The organism is Burkholderia guangdongensis (genome assembly GCF_013403875.1).
In the GTDB taxonomy this organism is placed as follows: domain Bacteria; phylum Pseudomonadota; class Gammaproteobacteria; order Burkholderiales; family Burkholderiaceae; genus Burkholderia; species Burkholderia guangdongensis.
The window spans coordinates 1-16,014 of sequence record NZ_JACBNX010000022.1 but is presented as its reverse complement, the minus strand read 5'-3'; the positions used below and the strand labels follow the sequence as shown (position 1 = coordinate 16,014).

The window sequence follows — 16,014 nt, the reverse complement described above, 5'->3', positions numbered from 1 at the left end:
CGTCGGGAAAAATGTACCTAGAGGAAAAAGGCCGGTCTGCCCTCCCGAAAGGGGGGCATGCCGCAATCTCGACCAGGACGGACGCAACGTCCGTGCGGTCGCGAATTTGCCCCCAGGGAAACCATAAGGAAATCGAAAGAAACGCGCACCAATCCGGCGCGCGACGGCCCGCGCAAACGCTTGCGCGCCGGCCCGCGCGAAGGCATCCGCGCCGACGCGCGATTGACCCGCGCGGCGCGCGTCAATCGCGCGTGCCGGGCTTGATGCTGAACGCGCCGAGCAGATCCTGGCAGAACGCCTGCACGATCGGCTTCTCGGCCGCGCTGCGCTTCATCGCGAGATGCAGCGGCACGTCGAAGCTGAACGTCTTGCGGCCGAGCGCGCGGACGAGCCCGCGCTGCTCGAACGGCTCCGCGTGATGCGCGGGCAGATAGCCGAGATGGCCGCCGGACAGGATCAGGATCGTTGCGGCCTCGATGCTGTCGGCGATCGCGGTGACCTGCCGCTCGGTCAGCGGGCACTGCTCCTCGGGCACCGGATACGTGCGCCACACCCAGTCGTGCGCCTGCAGGTCGGCGGCCGTCACCGGCCGCGTGCCGTGAAAGAGCGGATGCCCGCGCCCGCAGTAGATCACCTGCTCCTCGGTGAAGAGCTGCGTATAGACGAGCCCCGGCACGCGATGCCAGAAGTAGCCGATCGCGAGATCGAGCTGGTTGTTGACGAGGCTTTCCTCGAGCTCCTGCGGCGACGACACCTTCATCGAGAACCGCACCGCCTGGTCGCGCTTGCGGAACGCGCCGATCGCCTCGGCCACGCGCGCGTTCTCGACGAGCGGCGCCTGGCCGATCAGGCCGATCGACAGCGTGCCGACGAGCTTGCGGTCGATGTCGCGCACGCGCGCGACGAACTCGGACGTCGCGGCCACCAGCGTGCGCGCGGTCGCCGCGAAGCGCTCGCCCTTCGAGGTCAGGCGAAAGCCGCCGCGCCCGCGCTCGCACAGCTTGAAGCCGACGCGCGCCTCGAGCGCGGACAACTGCGTGCTGATCGTCGACTGCCGCACGCCCAGCGTCGCTTCGGCCGCGGTGATGCCGCGCGCGTCGACGACGGCGAGGAACACCCGGATGAGTCGGAGATCGAGATCGGTCGTATTCGAGAACATGCTACTGCCCTGCCGCGGCGCCTATGCGTTGACGAGCGGCGCCGGCGCGCCCATGCGCGCCGGCTGCCGTCGCCGATGATAACGAACCCCGGCGCGCGCCGCCATCGGCCGCCGCACCACTCACATCGGGAAGCCCATGCGCTTCAATCCGTTGATCCACGCGCGCTTCCAGCCGCCTTCCGCGTCGGCGCCGTCGAACGCGTGGAACGTGATCTTCGCGCCGATCCAGCGGAACGGCTCCGGCGGGATGTAGGTCGGGCTCTGGTTCGCGACGTCGAGCTTGCGCTCGGGGCTGTCGCGGTCGAACAGGATGTTCAGGCCCATGAACGCGCCGAACCGGCTCGCCGCGACGCCGAAGCCCGTGTAGCCGGCGACGAACACCGCCTTGCCGCCGAGATAGCGCTTCGCGAACACCGAGCCGCGCGAGCAGTAGTCGATCGGGCCGCCCCACGCGTGTGAGAAGCGCACGTCGGACAGTTGCGGAAAGGTCCGGTAGAACGCCTGCGCGAGCCGGTGGTAGGTCTCGCGCCGGCTGTCCTGGTACGGATTCGATTCGCCGTCGAAGTGGTAGCTGACGAGCCCGCCGAAGATGATGTTGTTGTTCTTCGTCAGCCGGAAATAGTTGAGCTGCGTGCGCGTGTCGTAGATACCCTGGCGATTCTTCCAGCCGATCCGCGCGAGCTGCTCGTCGGTCAGCGGCTCGGTCGCGAGCACGTGATCGCGCACCTGCATCACGCGGCGATTGATGTCGGGAATCCCGACTTTCGCGGTGCCGCTGCCGAACATCACGCGCGCGGCGCGCACGCTGCCCTTCGGCGTCTTCACGAACACGGTGTCGCCTTCGTCGGTCACCGTCACGAGCGGCGATTTCTCGTAGAGCCGCACGCCGAGCTGCAGCGCCGCGCGCTTGAGCCCCCACGCGAGCTTCGCCGGATGCACGATCCCGCTGCGGTTGCGCGACCACAGCGCGCCCGCGAACAGCGGCGAGTTCAGTTGCTCGAGCGTGTCCTCGCGATTCAGCAGCACGACGTTGTGACCGTGGCTCTTGTGCAGATCGTAGTCGCCGCGCAGATGGTCGAGGTGGTCCGGATCGACCGCGACCGTCATCTCGCCGTTCCATTCGACGTCGGCGTCGATCCCGTAGCGCGTCAGCGTTTCCTCGAAACCGTCGAGGTTCTTGTGGCCGAACCGCTCGAGCTCGTCGATGTCGTTCGGGAACACGCGCACCGCGTTCGGCAGCCCGTGCATCACCGACGTCGAGATGATCCCGCCCGCGCGCCCGGACGCGCCGTGCGCGACCTTGCCGGCTTCGATCAGCACGACGTTCAGATGCGGCATCTGCTCCTTCGCCTGCACGGCCGACCACAGGCCGGTGAAGCCGCCGCCGACGATCAGCAGGTCGGCGCTCACGTCGCCGACGAGCTCCGGCTCGATCGGCGGCTCGGCCGGATTGTCGAGCCAGTACGGAAAGAGCTTCGTGTTCGCGAGCGCCTCTTCGACGCTCAGCGTCACGGGCCCGTTGCCCGCCGTCCGCTCAGGCGCGAACGATGCGGTGTGCTTCTTCATCTCCAAGACCTCAGCCATGATTCTTCATCCCGGAAAACTCACCCTGCGCATGCGTGACCCGACCGTTCATCATCGTCAACGCAACGTCCACCTTGCCGATCTCGTGCTTGCCGACCTCGAACAGGTCGCGCTCGAGCACGATCAGGTCCGCGCGCTTGCCGAGCGTGAGCGAGCCGATCTCGTGCTCCATCCCGAGCTGATAGGCGCCGTAGATCGTGTACGCGGCGATCAGCTGCGGAATGCTCAGCCGCTCCGCGACGTCCGGAAACACCGGCGCATCCGGCTCGCCCGCGAGCTGCCGCGTGTAGCCCGACTCGATGTGCTCGACCGGGCGATGCTGGCAGCGGCACTGGCATGCGAGGCCGTCCATCCCGATCGACACCGTCACGCCCTCCTCGATGAACGTGCGGAACTTGTACATCCGGTTCCAGCGCTCGTCGCCGTAGTACTCGCGGATCTGCGTCGTGTACGTGTCGACGACGCCCCACTGCAGCTGCGTGTTCGCGAGCACGCCGAGGCGACGGAAGCGCGGAATGTCGGCCGGATCCGTCAGAAACGCATGCGTGATCACGTGGCGACGGTCGCGCGGCGGGTTCTCGTCGTTCACGCGCTCGAATGCGTCGAGCGCGCGGCGCACCGCGGCGTCGCCGACGCAGTGAACCATCACGTCGACACCCGCGCGATCGGCCGCGAGCACGAGGCGGTTGAAATCGTCGAGCGGCATGTTCGGCTCGCCGCAGTGATGCGGACGGTCCGCATACGGTTCGAGCAGATACGCGGTGTGATTCAGCTCGGTGCCGTCGAGGAACAGCTTCAGCGTGCGCGCCTTCACGAGCGGCGAGCGATAGCGCTCGCGATACGCCACGATCGTGTCGACCGGATCGTCCGCGCTCATCCTTCCGACGTAGCTGCCGACGACCTTCAGCTTCAGCACGCTGTCGCGCTCCATCCGCTGCAGCGTTTCGTACAGGTACGTCTGATCGCCGCTCGGATCGAGGAAGCCCGCGTCGAACACGGTCGTGATGCCCGCGGCGACGAGCTTCTCCTGCCACTTCACGAACGAGTCGTAATAGAGCGCGTCCCACGGCGGCAGATAGCCGGCCGCCGACAGCCTGCGCATCAGCAGCGAATACGCGGCGCCGTCGACGATGATGCCGTTCGGCTCGCCGGTGACCGGATCCTTGTCGAACCAGCTCGCGCCTTCCTCGACGGGCGGCGTGCTCGCGGCGATTGCGCCGACCTCGAGCGCCTTCGAATTCGTCCACATCGTGTGGAAGTCGGTCGACAGCAGGCACACCGGGCGATCCGCGCAGATCGCGTCGAGCGTCTGTCGGCACAGCAGCTCGGGCGGCATCGCGGCCTGCACCCAGCCCATCCCGATGATGCTCTTGTCGTCCGGATGCGTCGCGACGTAGCGGCGCAGCTCGGCAAGCACGAGCTCGGGATCCTCGAAGTTCACGAACGCCTGCGACGCGAACGCGGTGCTCGAGAAATGCCAGTGCGATTCGACGAAGCCGGGCAGCATCAGCCGGCCGCCGGCGTCGACGACGCGCGTGCGCTCGCCGATGTGGCGCTGGGCGGCGAGCGCGTCGCCGACGAACACGATCCGGTCGTCGCGCACCGCGAGCGCGCTGGCCCACGGCCGATGCGGATCGACAGTGTAGACCTTCGCGTTCGTGAAGACGACGTCGGCGGGCACGGCGGAATGTTCTGCTGGGAGACTCATGATGGACTTCGAGGCGGAGAACCGAAAGGAGTACGAAGGAGCTACCGCCGGCGCGCCGCCCTGGGGGCGGCAGCGCGGCGGAGGGGGCGACTGCCGCGAGGCGGGATTACGACTGCTCGAGCAGCACGTAGAACTTCTTCGCGTCGGCGATCGTTTCCCAGCGGCCCGCGAAGCCTGCCGGCAGCAGATAGCCTTCGCCCGCGCCGAATTCCTTGCGGTTGCCTTCGACGTCGGTCAGCGCGATCCGGCCTTCGACGATCCACACGGCTTCGTCGGCGGCGGTCTCGGGGAACTCGACCGAGCCGACCTTCCCTTCCCACCAGCCGACGATGTAGTTGCGGCTCTTGCCTTCGGCCGCGCGCCAGTCGCTCTCGTCCATGCCGAAGTCGAGCTTCGTGAATTCACCCACGCCTGCGCCCAGCGGCGCGATGTCCTTGATCAGCTTGCTCATGTGTTTCAACTCGTCAATTGATGAAAGTGTTGCAAAGGTAATCATTCGGCACGCCCGGGTATGCCCCCTGCCGGGGGGGGCAACGCGCACGCGGCATGCCGGCACGCCAGCGCGGCGCGGTTTCGCGGGATGCGCGCGTTTTCCCCTAGTGACGAGGCGAAGCCGCTTCGGGTAGGTTGCGCGTTTTATGTTCAGGGGAACGACATGTCGCTGGGTGTCGGCCTGTCGAGCCGCGACGACGATCATCGCGGCGTGTCGTTCGAGGCGCTCGGCGGCGTGATCGGCACGGTCGGCACGCCGCATTTCGTGCAGCGGCTCAGCGCGCTGCTGCACGACGTGGTGCCGCTCGACGTCGCGCACGTCGAGCGCACGCGCGTCGACGGCACGGCGCCGGCCGGCTATCGCAGCGAATGGTTCGGCAGCGCCGGCGACGGCTTCCCCGCGTCCGACGTCGCGGACGTGATGTCGCTCTACTACGACAGCTTCCAGGCGAGCGACCCGCTGTTCTCGAGCCTGCGCGGCGCGCTCGGCACGCAGATCGTGCTGCGCGACGTCGACGCGCTGCCGCCGGACGAATTCCGCGAGCGGATCTTCGACGTCGCCGACATCACGCACGAATGCGTGCTCGCGAAAGGCACGCACCACGCGCAGTACTCGATCGCGCTCGTGCGCGGGCGGCGGCTGCCGCCGTTCTCGCTCGCGGAGCTCGCGCGGCTGCGCAATGTCGGCGACCTGCTGTTCCCGCTGCTCGAGCTGCACGCGTCGATGGCGGCCGCGAAGCGCGTCGCGCACCCGGGCGCCGACGCCGCGCCGCTCGCGGCGTTCGACGCGCGGATCGACGCGAGCCGTATTCGTCTGTCGAATCGCGAGTACGAAACCTGCAAGCATCTGCTCGCGGGCAAGACGGTGCCGGAAACCGCCGGCATCCTCGGCGTGCGCCTGACGTCGGCGGAGTCGTACGTGAAACGCGCGTTCGGCAAGCTCGGCGTGCGCACGAAGCGCGAACTGCTCGCGTGGGCGTGCGCGGTCGCGCAACCCTGGTAAACCCCGCCGTTCTTCGACGCGAATGCCGGCTTTGCATTGATTCCGGTCGATGTAAACGTCGCAACTTCGCAAATCTTCGCAGTCGCGATCTCCACTACCATCGGCCGATCCATATCAATCGAGCACCGGAGGCAGACCCATGAATCGCGAATTCAATCAACCGATGGGCGGCAACGCGATGCCGCGCTTCGGCGGCATCGCCACGATGATGCGGCTGCCGCAGGCCGACACGACGGACGGGCTCGACGTGTGCTTCGTCGGCGTGCCGCTCGACATCGGCACGTCGAACCGCTCGGGCGCGCGCTTCGGGCCGCGCCAGATCCGTTCCGAATCCGTGCTGATCCGCCCGTACAACATGGCGACGCGCGCGGCGCCGTTCGACTCGCTGCAGGTCGCCGACATCGGCGACGTCGCGACCAACCCGTTCGACCTGAAGGACTCAATGCGCCTGATCGAGGACGCGTACGACAAGATCGTCGCGAACGGCTGCCGTCCGATCACGCTCGGCGGCGACCACACGATCGCGTGGCCGATCCTGCGCGCGATCCACAAGAAGTACGGCAAGGTCGCGGTCGTGCACGTCGACGCGCACGCGGACGTCAACGACACGATGTTCGGCGAGAAGATCGCGCACGGCACGCCGTTCCGCCGCGCGGTCGAGGACGGCCTGCTGCAGTGCGACAAGGTCACGCAGATCGGCCTGCGCGCGACCGGCTATCACGCGAACGACTTCGACTGGTGCCGCGAGCAGGGCTTCACCGTCGTGCAGGCGGAGGAATGCTGGCACAAGTCGCTCGTGCCGCTGATGGCGCAGGTGCGCGAGCGCGTCGGCGACACGCCGGTCTATCTGAGCTTCGACATCGACGGCCTCGACCCGGCGTTCGCGCCCGGCACCGGCACGCCGGAAATCGGCGGGCTGACCGTCCAGCAGGGGATCGAGATCATCCGCGGGATGAAGGGCCTGAACATCGTCGGTGCGGATCTCGTCGAGGTGTCGCCGCCGTACGACCAGGCCGGCACGACGGCGCTCGTCGGCGCGAACCTCGCGTTCGAGATGCTCTGCGTGCTGCCGGGCGTGAACTACCGCTAACCGTCGCATACACGAGGAGACACCGATGTCCACGCTTCCCATTCGCCGGACCGGCGACGACATGATCGTGCTGCCCGCCGCGCGCATCGCCGGCGAACGCATTCGCGCGCATGCGGACGACGCCGGCACGCCGATCTTCAACGCGTCGACCGGCGAGACGATCGGCTGGCAGGAAAGCGCGTCGGCCGCGCACGTCGACAGCGCGGTGCGTGCCGCGCATCGCGCGCTCGGCGCATGGCGCGACACGACGCCGGCCGAGCGCGGCCGCGTGCTCGCGCGGATCGCCGAGCTCGTCGAGGCCGAGCGCGACGCGCTCGCCGCGCTGCAGATGCGCGTGAGCGGCAAGCCGCCGATCGAGGCCGAGACCGACGCGGGCGACGTCGCGACGACGTTCGCGTACTACGCGCAGCTGTGCGCGGACGGCGCCGCGTTCGCGGACGAACCGATCGCGCTGCCCGGCGATGCGGCGAAGGCCGTGCGCTTCTACGATGCGGTCGGCGTCGCGGCGCTGATCATGCCGTGGAATTTCCCGATGGTGACGACCGCGTGGAAGCTCGCGCCCGCGCTCGCGGCAGGCTGCACGGTCGTGCTGAAGCCGTCGGAGCTGACGTCGCCGACCGAGCATGCGCTCATCGACCTGATCGAGAAGGCCGGCGTGCCGGCCGGCGTCGTGAACGTCGTGAACGGCGGCGCGGACGTCGGCGCGGCGCTGACCGCGCATCCGCTCGTCGACAAGATTTCGTTCACGGGCAGCACCGCGGCCGGCAAGAAAGTGATGCGCACGGCCGCCGACGACATGAAGCGCGTGACGCTCGAGCTCGGCGGCAAGTCGGCGCTCGTCGTGCGCGAGGACGCGGACGTCGACGAGGCGGTCGCGCTCGCGGTCGGCGGCGCGTTCACGAACGCGGGGCAGATGTGCTCGGCGACCGCGCGGATTCTCGTGCACGACAGCGTGTACCGCAGCTTCATGGCCGCGTTCGAATCGGCGGTGCGCGGGCTCGTCGTCGCGCCGCCCGAGGTCGCTCAGGCCGCGCAGGCCGCGATGGGGCCGCTGATCTCCGATGCGCAGCGTCAGCGCGTGCAGGCGATGCTGCAACAGGGGATCGATACGGGCGCGACGGTCGCGTTCAGCGGGCACGTCGCGGAAGGCGCCGGCGAAGGGTTCTTCATGGCGCCCATCGTCGTCGCGGAGCCGGCGGCCGACAACGTGCTGTGGACCGACGAAGTGTTCGGCCCGGTCGCGTGCGTGAAGTCGTTCCGCACCGACGACGAAGCGATCGCGCTCGCGAACGATACGCGCTACGGGCTCGTCGCGACGGTCGCGACGCGCGACGCCGAAGCCGCGAAGCGCTATCGCGCGCAACTGCGCGCGGGGCTCGTGTGGATCAACACGCCGCAACTGATCTTCCCGCAGGTGTGCTGGGGCGGATTCGGGCTGAGCGGGATCGGGCGCGAGCTCGGGATCGCGGGGCTGCGCAGCTATCAGGAGCTGCGGCATTCGATGCAGGCGAACTGACCGGGGTCGTCGCGACGCTCGCTTCGGCGGGCGATGCCGCGCGTGATGCGCGGCGTCGCCCGCCGAATTTCGTTACGCGCGTCGCGACGCGATCAAACCTTCATCCCCGGCAAATTGAGCGACGCGGTGTTCCCGCCGTCGACGGGCAGCGCCTGCCCGGTGATGTAACTCGCATCGTCGCTCGCGAGAAACGCGATCGCGGCCGCGACCTCCTCCGGCCGCCCCGCCCGCCGCAGCTCGCAGCGCGAGCCGAGCTTGTCCTCCTTCCCAAGCGCCTTGGCCCGCGCGAACACGGGCGCGGTCATCCCGGTCTCGATCAGCCCCGGGCACACCGCGTTCACGCGAATCCCCCACTGCCCAAGATCGCACGCGCTCGTCATCGTCAAGTTGATGACCGCCGCCTTCGACGCGCTGTATGCGTTCCCGCCCGCGCCCGAGCGCACGCCCGCGACCGACGCGGTGTTGACGATCGCGCCGCGCTGGCGCTCGATCATTCCGCGCGACACCCATTTGGTGAAATGCACGACGCCCATCAGATTGACCGCGATGATCTTCGTCCACACGTCGGTCTGTGTTTCCGCGATGATCGAATAGTCGCCGCCGGCGATCCCCGCGTTGTTGCACAGCACGTCGATCGCGCCGAAGCGGCGCTCGATCTCGTCGACACACGCGGCGACGTCGTCCTCGTTCGCGACGTCGACGCCGCGATGCCAGACACGCGCCGCGTCCATCGTGCCCGCGACGTCGGCGAGCGCCTGCGCGTCGCGGTCGATCAGCGCGACGGACGCGCCCTCGCGATAAAGTCTCTGCGCGCTCGCGCGCCCGATGCCGCTGGCGGCGCCGGTGACGATCGCGACCTTGTCGTTGAAGCGCATCGGCTTCCTCCTGTCGATTACGTGAAGATCACGCGGCGTGCGGCCGCGATGACGAATGCCGGACGCGGCACCACGCCGCGCCGTGTCAGCAATAGCGGCGCGACACGAGCTCCGCGACGCAGACCGGCTTGTCGGCGCCTTCACGCTCGACGGTCACCTCGACCGTCATCTGCGCGCCGTTGCCGTCGAGCGGCGCGTACGCGAGCAGCCGGCACACGCCGCGCACGCGGCTGCCGGCCGGCACCGGCGCCGGGAAGCGCACGCGATTCAGCCCGTAATTCACGCCCATCCGCGTGCCGTCGACCTGGAACGCGCTCGCGCACAGCGCGGGCAGCAGGCTCAGCGTCAGGAAGCCGTGCGCGACGGTCGTGCCGAACGGGCCGTCGGCCGCGCGGGCCGGATCGATGTGGATCCATTGCAGATCGTCGGTCACCTCGGCGAAGCGGTCGATGCGCGACTGATCGATCGTCACCCAGTCGCCCGTGCCGATCGGCTGGCCGACGCACGCCTCAAGTTCGCGAAGCTGCTCAAAGACTCTCAAGAATGACCTCCATGCGTTGTGCAGTTTTTCAGAATTCAAATCTGCATTGCAGAATTTATCGACCCGGATGACGCTCGTCAAGCCGCCTCAACCCTCACAACCGAACACCCGCGCCCGAAGAATTTCTCCCAAAAAAATCAGGGTTTTCACGCTGCACATCGGGCTTTTGCCCGCCACACGGGCATTGGGTAGTTTCCCTAACGTGACTGCATAGCAGAATTCATTGCCAAATGCGTCCTCGGCCACACGCGGATCACAGCATACGTCCGCGTTAAAATTTGATCGAACGTTCGTGCCAGCAGACGACCGTTCGATCGCCGCAACGGCAGTCACCGATTAACCGCGTACAGGAGATCGAGGTGGATCTGTTCCTGCAGCAACTGCTCAACGGCATGACGCTGGGCGGCATCTACAGCCTCGTCGCGCTGGGGCTCACCCTCGTGTACGGGATCCTCGCGATCCCGAACTTCGCGCACGGCGCGTTCTACATGGTCGGCGCGTTCGCGTCGTTCTACCTGAGCTCGATGCTCGGCCTCGGCTACTGGTCGGCGATGCTCGCCTCCGCCGTCTGCGTCGCGGCGCTCGCGGTGCTTGCCGAGCGGCTCGTGTTCCATCCGCTGCGCAACGCGCCCGAGCTGTCGCCGATGATCGCCGCGATCGGCCTGCTGCTGTTCCTCGAGGCAGGCGCGCAGGCGCTGTGGGGCACCGACTTTCACCGGATTTCGTCGCCGTATCCGGGCGTCGTCCAGCTGGGCGGCGTGATCGCGCCGGTGCAGCGCCTGTTGATCATCGCGGGCGCGTTCGGGCTCGTGATCGCGCTGCAGCTGTTCCTGCACCGCACCGTGATGGGCGCGACGATCCTCGCGGTCGCGCAGAACCGCGAAGGCGCGTCGCTCGTCGGCATCGATCCGAGGAAGGTCGGGATGGCGACGTTCGCGATCTCCGGCGCGCTCGCAGCCGTCGCCGCCTCGCTCTATGCGCCGATCAACCTCGTCTATCCAGCGATGGGCGACCTCGTGATCCTGAAGGCGTTCGTGATCATCATCCTCGGCGGGATGGGCAGCGTGCCCGGCGCGGTCGTCGGCGGGCTCATCATCGGGCTCGCCGAGAGCTTCGGCGCATTCTACGTGTCGCCCGACTATCAGGATCTGATCGCGTTCGTGCTGCTCGTCGCGATCCTGTCGCTGCGTCCGCAGGGCCTGTTCTCGAAGGAGCTCCGCGCATCATGAAGACCCTGCGCCACCACGCGTGGCTCGCGCTGTTCGCGCTCGGCGTCGCGCTGCCCGTCGTCGTCCGCAACGACTATTCGCTGACCGTGATGTCGACCGCGTACATCTTCGCGCTCGCGACCGTCGGCCTGAACCTGATCACCGGCTACACCGGCCAGTTCAATCTCGCGCACGGCGGCTTTCTCGCGATCGGCGCCTATACGGTCGGCATCCTGACCGTCGACCATCAGGTGCCGTTCTGGATCGCGTTCGCGTGCGCCGGCGTCGTGACGACCGCGCTCGGCTTTCTCGTCGGCATCGTGTCGCTGCGGCTGAAGGGCCACTACTTCTCGATCTTCACGCTGTGCGTCGGCTACATCATCTTCCTCGTGATCGAGAAGTGGGACGACTTCACGCACGGCGTCGTCGGCATCATCGGCATTCCGGCGCCGCCCGCGATCGGCCCGATCTCGTTCGAGAACCCGCTGCCGCTCTACTACCTGACGCTCGCGTTTCTCGCGGCCGGGATGTGGCTGATGCGGCGCATCGTCGATTCGCTGCTCGGCCGCACGTTCATCGCGATCCGCAACAGCGAGCATCTCGCGCAGTCGCTCGGCATCAACCTGATGCGCAACAAGCTGCTCGCGTTCCTGATCTCCACGTTCTACGCGGGCCTCGCGGGCGGCCTCTACGCGGGCTTCGTCCGCTTCCTCGGCCCCGATCTCGCTGGCATCGATCACACGTTCGACATGACGATGTACATGGTCGTCGGCGGCATCGGCACGCTCGCGGGCCCGCTCGTCGGCGCGCTCGCGCTGCCGTGGGTCACGCAGACGCTGCAGTTCATGCAGTCGTACCGGTTCCTCGTGTTCGGTCCGATGCTGATCGCACTCCTGATCTTCCTGCCGCACGGGATCGTCGGGCTCTATCTGAACCTGCGGATGCGGCGAAACGCGCGGCGCGCGCCGTCGGCGGCACCGGTGCGCGGCACGGCGAGCGGAGACGGCCATGCTTGAAATCCAGAACCTCGGCAAACGCTTCGGCGGCCTGCTCGCGGTCAGCGACGTGACGACCCGCATCGAAACCGGCTGCGTGAACGCGATCATCGGCCCGAACGGCGCCGGCAAGACGACGTTCTTCAACCTGATCAGCGGCATGTACCGCCCGACGTCGGGCACGATCCGGCTGCGCGGCGACGACGTGACCGGCCTGCGCGCGGACCAGATGGCGCGGCGCGGCGTCGCGCGCACGTTCCAGGCGACCGCGCTGTTCGAGCAGGCGAGCGTGCTCGACAACCTGATCGTCGGGCACCGCCTGCGCACGCGCTCGGGGCTCGCCGACGCGCTGCTGCGCACGCGGCGCTTCCGGGACGAGGAACGCGCATGCCGCGACAAGGCACGCGACGCGCTCGACTTCGTCGGCCTCGGCCACATCGAGGAACGCCCGGCCGGCGACATCACGCAGGAAGAGCGCAAGCGCGTCGCGATCGCGCTCGCGCTGGCGACCGAGCCGTCGCTGCTGCTGCTCGACGAGCCGGCCGGCGGCGTGAACCCCGAGGAGACCGAAGGGCTCGCGACGCTGATCCGCAAGATCGCGAAGAACGGGATCACGGTCTGCCTCGTCGAGCACAAGATGAACATGATCATGAGCCTCGCGGATCGCATCATGGTGCTCGACCACGGCGAGAAGATCGCCGAGGGCACGCCCGCGGAAATCCGCGCGAACCAGGCGGTGATCGATGCTTACCTCGGGAGCGAACATGCTGACGTTCAATGACGTGAGCCTCGACTACGGCAGCTTCCGCGCGCTGCACGGCATCAATCTGCATGCCGAAGAAGGCGAGCTCGTCGTGCTGCTCGGCGCGAACGGCGCGGGCAAGAGCTCGATCTTCAACGCGGCGAGCGCGCTGCGCCGCGTGAGCGGCGGACAGATCCGCCTGAAGGACGCCAACCTGGCCGGGATGAAGCCCGCCGACGTCGTGCGCGCGGGCGTGATCCACTGCCCGGAAGGGCGCAAGCTGTTTCCCGGCCTGTCGGTGCTGAAGAACCTGATGCTCGGCGCGTATCTGCATCGCGGCGACAAGGCCGGCAACCGCACGCGCCTCGATCAGGTGCTCGAACTGTTTCCGACGCTCGTGGGCCGCAAGGACGATCCGGCCGGCGCGCTGTCCGGCGGGCAGCAGCAGATGGTCGCGATCGGCCGCGCGCTGATGAGCCGGCCGCGCGTGCTGCTGCTCGACGAACCGTCGCTCGGTCTCGCGCCGCTCGTCGTCAAGCAGATGTTCGAAGTGATCCAGCAGATCAACCGCGCGGGCACGACGGTGCTGCTCGCCGAGCAGAATGCGCACGCGGCGCTGAAGATCTGCGATCGCGCGTATGTCGTCGAGGGCGGACGCATCGTCCTCGAAGGCACGTACGAGAGCCTCGCCGGCAACAAGGCGGTGCGGCGCGCGTACGTCGGCGGCTGAAGTTCCCGCCCGCGCCGGGCGGTTCGCGCCCCGGCCGGGTTCCTGACAAAAACACGCTAGGAGATGACGTATGGCAGTCAAACGCTGGTCCCTTCCGCTCGTTGCCGCCGCGCTCGTCGCGGCCGGCCCGGTCGCCGCGCAGGAAACGGTCAACATCGGCTACTCGGGGCCGCTGAGCGGCGGCGCCGCGAAGTACGGCAAGGAAGTGCTCGAAGGCATGCAGATGGCCGCGAGCGAGATCAACCAGGCCGGCTTCGACGTCGGCGGCAAGAAATACAAGATCAACGTCGTCGCGCTCGACGACCAGTACAACCCGAGCGAATCCGCGATCAACGCGCGCCGCCTCGTGCAGGAATCGAAGACGCCGGTCGTGCTGGTCCCGCATTCGGGCGGCATCTACGCGGTGCAGACGATCAACGTGCAGCAGAAGCTGCTGCTGCTCGCGTATTCGAGCACGCCGCAGATCAGCGCGCGCAACAACCCGCTGACGCTGCGCATCCCGCCGGAGTTCACGTCGTACATGAGCCCGTTCATCAAGTACGAAATGGGCAAGTACGGGAAGAAAGTCGCGATCGCGAACACCGACACCGACTACGGCAAGGCATGGACCGCCGCGTTCAAGCCCGCGTGGCAGGCGGCGGGCGGCACGATCGTCGCCGACAACGCGATGTCGTATAACCGCGCGACCGACTTCTACAGCGGCGTGAGCCGCGTGATCGCGTCGAAGCCGGACGTGATGTTCGTCGGCGGCCCGTCGGAGCCGACCGGCCTCATCATCAAGCAGGCGCGCGAACTCGGCTTCAAGGGCGGCTTCATCGTGATGGATCAGGCGAAGCTCGACGAGGTCGCGAAGATCGCCGGCGGCTACAGCCCGCTCGACGGCTCGATCGGCATCATGCCGGTGGTCGAGGATCCGTCGCCGGAAACGAAGGCGTTCGTCGAGCGCTTCCGCAAGTCGCACGACGGCCGCGCGCCGTCGCAGGAAGCGTCGCTGAACTACACGGCCGTCTGGGCAACCGTGGCCGCGATGAAGATCGCCGGCACGACGACCGATGCCACCGCGATCCGCAACGCGTTCGACAAGGCGATCAAGTCGCTGCCGCCGACGAACAATCCGCATGCGCTCGCGGGCGTCGACGCGCACGGCGGGCTGATGATCGGCCGCATTCCGGTCGCGGTCGTCGAGGGCGGCCAGATCAAGACGCTCGACGGCAGCACGCAAACCGCGGCGAAATAACCGTATCGGCATCCGCATCGATGCGCAGCGCGCAGTCCGGGACCCGGACGCGCGCCGCATGGCCGCATGGCCGCGCAAGGTGATGTGCCGCATGCGGATGCGCATTGAACGTTGCACGCACATCGACGTTGCTGTGCGGCAACGCTGCGGATTTGGAGCATTGCCGCGCGGCGACGAACATGCAACGCTTCAGCGATCGTTTCACCTCGACGCGAACGGTGTCGGTCCGCACCGCCATCGATCGAATCCCGGCTTTACTCCATCGATTCACATCCAATAAGCAAAGGAGACGCCTGTCATGACGAAGAAGAAGTCCGCCATTCGAGCCATTCAATATGCCGCCGCCGGCGCCTGCGCATTCGCCGCCATTCCCGCCGCCCACGCGCAGAGCAGCGTCACCCTCTACGGCATCGCCGACGCTTCCCTCCTCTACACCAGCAAGACTCAGGCCCCCGACGGATCCAATGCCGGCCGGCAGTTCTCGTTCCAGACCGCCGGACAGAACGCCACCCGCTTCGGCCTGCGCGGCTCCGAGGACCTCGGCGGCGGGCTCAGCGCCATCTTCAACCTCGAAAGCGGCATCAACATCGGCAACGGCGGCTTCGCCAACTCCAACGGCAACTTCTTCGGCCGCCAAGCGTGGGTCGGCATCAACGGCGGCTTCGGTACCGTCACCGCCGGTCTCCAGTTCTCCCCATTCCTGATGTCCGTCTTCGCCACCGATTCACGCGACCTCAAGCAGTTCGGCAGCGGCCTCATCAACTACGTCGACAACGTCATCGTCACCGGCCTGTTCAACCCGAACTCCGTCATGTACACGTCGCCCGACATCGCCGGCTTCCAGGGCCGCGCCATGTTCGCGCTCGGCGGCTCCGCAGGCAACTTCCAGGCCGGACGACAGTATTCCGGCGCCCTCACCTATCACTTCAGCGGCCTGCTCGTCAGCGCCGCCATGTACAGCGGCAATGCCGGCGGCTCCGCCGCCACCATTCCGTTCCCCAGCACCATCGCCTTCGCCGGCCGCAACATCGGCGCCAGCTATCACTTCGACAAGTTCACCGTCAAAGCCGCCTACACCCTCTACAAGGTCGCAGGCTCCTTCGACAACCGCGTGATCTCCGGCGGCGTCGACTA

Annotated in this window: 16 protein-coding genes; 9 read left to right on the top strand and 7 right to left on the bottom strand. The window is 67.6% G+C overall.

Annotated elements, in window-relative coordinates:
• Positions 1-241 precede the first annotated feature (241 nt).
• The 4 genes from HZI36_RS20530 to HZI36_RS20515 all read right to left on the bottom strand — a co-directional run bounded on the left by HZI36_RS20530 (position 242) and on the right by HZI36_RS20515 (position 4,902).
• Positions 242-1,159, bottom strand: coding sequence for a LysR family transcriptional regulator (locus tag HZI36_RS20530; RefSeq protein WP_179404502.1), 918 nt, complete (start codon positions 1,157-1,159; stop codon positions 242-244).
• Positions 1,160-1,279: 120 nt separating this feature from the next.
• Entirely contained in the window at positions 1,280-2,725 is a 1,446-nt protein-coding gene (locus HZI36_RS20525) for an NAD(P)/FAD-dependent oxidoreductase (RefSeq protein WP_179404556.1), read from the bottom strand.
• Between the two features lie 10 nt (positions 2,726-2,735).
• Positions 2,736-4,451 carry an amidohydrolase gene (locus HZI36_RS20520; RefSeq protein WP_179404501.1) on the bottom strand — a complete coding sequence of 572 codons (1,716 nt, stop codon included), beginning with the start codon at positions 4,449-4,451 and terminating at the stop codon, positions 2,736-2,738.
• A gap of 106 nt (positions 4,452-4,557) precedes the next feature.
• Complete coding sequence (locus tag HZI36_RS20515) at positions 4,558-4,902, bottom strand: cupin domain-containing protein (protein ID WP_179404500.1); 345 nt, start codon at positions 4,900-4,902, stop codon at positions 4,558-4,560.
• A gap of 204 nt (positions 4,903-5,106) precedes the next feature.
• On the opposite strand from HZI36_RS20515, the gene HZI36_RS20510 reads away from it, so the two are divergent.
• The 3 genes from HZI36_RS20510 to HZI36_RS20500 all read left to right on the top strand — a co-directional run bounded on the left by HZI36_RS20510 (position 5,107) and on the right by HZI36_RS20500 (position 8,552).
• Positions 5,107-5,946 carry a helix-turn-helix transcriptional regulator gene (locus HZI36_RS20510; protein WP_179404499.1) on the top strand — a complete coding sequence of 280 codons (840 nt, stop codon included), beginning with the start codon at positions 5,107-5,109 and terminating at the stop codon, positions 5,944-5,946.
• Between the two features lie 139 nt (positions 5,947-6,085).
• Positions 6,086-7,036 carry an agmatinase gene (gene speB, locus HZI36_RS20505; RefSeq protein WP_179404498.1) on the top strand — a complete coding sequence of 317 codons (951 nt, stop codon included), beginning with the start codon at positions 6,086-6,088 and terminating at the stop codon, positions 7,034-7,036.
• 25 nt (positions 7,037-7,061) lie between these two features.
• The gene (locus HZI36_RS20500) at positions 7,062-8,552 is read left to right on the top strand and encodes an aldehyde dehydrogenase family protein (protein ID WP_179404497.1); all 1,491 of its coding nucleotides are present in this window, start codon (positions 7,062-7,064) and stop codon (positions 8,550-8,552) included.
• 92 nt (positions 8,553-8,644) lie between these two features.
• On the opposite strand, the gene HZI36_RS20495 is transcribed toward HZI36_RS20500, so the two are convergent.
• Both HZI36_RS20495 and HZI36_RS20490 read right to left on the bottom strand, forming a co-directional pair.
• Positions 8,645-9,427, bottom strand: a complete 783-nt coding sequence (locus HZI36_RS20495) for an SDR family NAD(P)-dependent oxidoreductase (protein ID WP_179404496.1) — start codon at positions 9,425-9,427, stop codon at positions 8,645-8,647.
• An 85-nt stretch (positions 9,428-9,512) separates the two neighbouring features.
• The gene (locus HZI36_RS20490; RefSeq protein ID WP_179404495.1) at positions 9,513-9,968 is read right to left on the bottom strand and encodes a MaoC family dehydratase; all 456 of its coding nucleotides are present in this window, start codon (positions 9,966-9,968) and stop codon (positions 9,513-9,515) included.
• Between the two features lie 392 nt (positions 9,969-10,360).
• Here HZI36_RS20490 and HZI36_RS20485 point away from each other — a divergent pair, with 392 nt between their 5' ends.
• The 5 genes from HZI36_RS20485 to HZI36_RS20465 all read left to right on the top strand — a co-directional run bounded on the left by HZI36_RS20485 (position 10,361) and on the right by HZI36_RS20465 (position 14,880).
• Entirely contained in the window at positions 10,361-11,197 is an 837-nt protein-coding gene (locus tag HZI36_RS20485) for a branched-chain amino acid ABC transporter permease (RefSeq protein WP_218884133.1), read from the top strand.
• Positions 11,194-12,192, top strand: coding sequence for a branched-chain amino acid ABC transporter permease (locus HZI36_RS20480; RefSeq protein ID WP_179404493.1), 999 nt, complete (start codon positions 11,194-11,196; stop codon positions 12,190-12,192). The genes HZI36_RS20485 and HZI36_RS20480 overlap by 4 nt, the downstream gene beginning before the upstream one ends.
• Entirely contained in the window at positions 12,185-12,952 is a 768-nt protein-coding gene (locus HZI36_RS20475) for an ABC transporter ATP-binding protein (protein WP_179404492.1), read from the top strand. The genes HZI36_RS20480 and HZI36_RS20475 overlap by 8 nt, the downstream gene beginning before the upstream one ends.
• On the top strand, positions 12,936-13,643 hold the full coding sequence (locus HZI36_RS20470; protein WP_179404491.1) for an ABC transporter ATP-binding protein: 708 nt from the start codon (positions 12,936-12,938) through the stop codon (positions 13,641-13,643). Before HZI36_RS20475 ends, HZI36_RS20470 begins: the two co-directional genes overlap by 17 nt.
• Before the next feature lie 70 nt (positions 13,644-13,713).
• A complete protein-coding gene (locus tag HZI36_RS20465; protein WP_179404490.1) occupies positions 13,714-14,880 on the top strand; it encodes an ABC transporter substrate-binding protein in 1,167 nt (388 codons plus the stop codon).
• Here the strand turns inward: HZI36_RS20465 and HZI36_RS20460 are convergent.
• Positions 14,840-15,118 (bottom strand): hypothetical protein, encoded by a 279-nt coding sequence (locus HZI36_RS20460; RefSeq protein WP_179404489.1) that lies wholly within the window; start codon positions 15,116-15,118, stop codon positions 14,840-14,842. The genes HZI36_RS20465 and HZI36_RS20460 overlap by 41 nt on opposite strands.
• A 60-nt stretch (positions 15,119-15,178) precedes the next feature.
• On the opposite strand from HZI36_RS20460, the gene HZI36_RS20455 reads away from it, so the two are divergent.
• Positions 15,179-16,014: porin (locus HZI36_RS20455; RefSeq protein WP_179404488.1), on the top strand; the 836-nt coding region annotated here is incomplete at its 3' end.

What these genes read in the sequence shown, in the direction of transcription:
- HZI36_RS20525 (WP_179404556.1), bottom strand. Translation starts at nt 2,725, where the DNA reads ATGAAGAAGCACACCGCATCGTTCGCGCCTGAGCGGACGGCGGGCAAC.
- HZI36_RS20465 (WP_179404490.1), top strand. Translation starts at nt 13,714, where the DNA reads ATGGCAGTCAAACGCTGGTCCCTTCCGCTCGTTGCCGCCGCGCTCGTC.
- speB (WP_179404498.1), top strand. Translation starts at nt 6,086, where the DNA reads ATGAATCGCGAATTCAATCAACCGATGGGCGGCAACGCGATGCCGCGC.
- HZI36_RS20530 (WP_179404502.1), bottom strand. Translation starts at nt 1,159, where the DNA reads ATGTTCTCGAATACGACCGATCTCGATCTCCGACTCATCCGGGTGTTC.
- HZI36_RS20460 (WP_179404489.1), bottom strand. Translation starts at nt 15,118, where the DNA reads ATGGCGGTGCGGACCGACACCGTTCGCGTCGAGGTGAAACGATCGCTG.
- HZI36_RS20475 (WP_179404492.1), top strand. Translation starts at nt 12,185, where the DNA reads ATGCTTGAAATCCAGAACCTCGGCAAACGCTTCGGCGGCCTGCTCGCG.
- HZI36_RS20480 (WP_179404493.1), top strand. Translation starts at nt 11,194, where the DNA reads ATGAAGACCCTGCGCCACCACGCGTGGCTCGCGCTGTTCGCGCTCGGC.
- HZI36_RS20520 (WP_179404501.1), bottom strand. Translation starts at nt 4,451, where the DNA reads ATGAGTCTCCCAGCAGAACATTCCGCCGTGCCCGCCGACGTCGTCTTC.
- HZI36_RS20495 (WP_179404496.1), bottom strand. Translation starts at nt 9,427, where the DNA reads ATGCGCTTCAACGACAAGGTCGCGATCGTCACCGGCGCCGCCAGCGGC.
- HZI36_RS20515 (WP_179404500.1), bottom strand. Translation starts at nt 4,902, where the DNA reads ATGAGCAAGCTGATCAAGGACATCGCGCCGCTGGGCGCAGGCGTGGGT.
- HZI36_RS20510 (WP_179404499.1), top strand. Translation starts at nt 5,107, where the DNA reads ATGTCGCTGGGTGTCGGCCTGTCGAGCCGCGACGACGATCATCGCGGC.
- HZI36_RS20485 (WP_218884133.1), top strand. Translation starts at nt 10,361, where the DNA reads ATGACGCTGGGCGGCATCTACAGCCTCGTCGCGCTGGGGCTCACCCTC.
- HZI36_RS20500 (WP_179404497.1), top strand. Translation starts at nt 7,062, where the DNA reads ATGTCCACGCTTCCCATTCGCCGGACCGGCGACGACATGATCGTGCTG.
- HZI36_RS20470 (WP_179404491.1), top strand. Translation starts at nt 12,936, where the DNA reads ATGCTGACGTTCAATGACGTGAGCCTCGACTACGGCAGCTTCCGCGCG.